The following is a 562-nucleotide window of genomic DNA, read 5'->3' as shown; positions in this document are numbered from 1 at the left end:
CATCCGCAGCCCGCCCAAAACCCGCGCATCGGCAAAGCACCCGTCGGGAGAGGCCGCATAGAGCGTGACGAACCGGCGCAAATCATCCAGTTCCGCTTCCGTGATCTCTCCGAACAGATAGGCCACCTTGCCCGGCGCGCGGAACGCGACTGTCTGCGCCCGCGTGCAGCCTGACATACAGTCGATGCCAATGACCTCAACCTCGGACAATCTAGCGCGGACCACGTCCAGAAAATTACCCTCGGCGGCGCAAGAGGTGCAGACGAAAGCCTTCATGCGTCAAGCTCGGCTAATGGCCCGTAAAAGATCAACGCCGGCGTCGTACTGCTGGCACCCTCCAGATAGCGCGCCAACGTCTCAACAGTGAACCGCTGCACATTTTCTGCAGGTGTCGAAACAGCCTCAGCCAGCAGCGCTGGCGTGTCGCCGGGCAAACCATGGTCGACCAACCGAGATGCCAAACCCGCGAAGGTCCGCTTGCCCATGTAGACCACCGTGGTAGCCATCGGATCGGCCAAGGCGGCCATGTTCACATCTTCGGGCAACTCTCCCGACACATCGG

At 61.4% G+C, this 562-nt stretch carries 2 protein-coding genes; both read right to left on the bottom strand.

The window, feature by feature from the left end:
- Nucleotides 1-276: DUF1636 family protein (locus tag Q7C20_RS26990; protein ID WP_375071221.1), on the bottom strand; the 276-nt coding region annotated here is incomplete at its 3' end.
- Nucleotides 273-562 (bottom strand): SAM-dependent methyltransferase (locus Q7C20_RS26985; protein WP_375071220.1); only part of this gene is annotated, 290 nt, incomplete at its 5' end. The genes Q7C20_RS26990 and Q7C20_RS26985, both read right to left, overlap by 4 nt.

This window comes from Pseudomonas sp. AMR01, from assembly GCF_041946035.1.
In the GTDB taxonomy this organism is placed as follows: Bacteria; Pseudomonadota; Gammaproteobacteria; order Pseudomonadales; family Pseudomonadaceae; genus Aquipseudomonas; species Aquipseudomonas antarctica_B.
The sequence above is the reverse complement of the archived record's forward strand: the minus strand, read 5'-3'. Positions and strand labels throughout refer to the sequence as shown.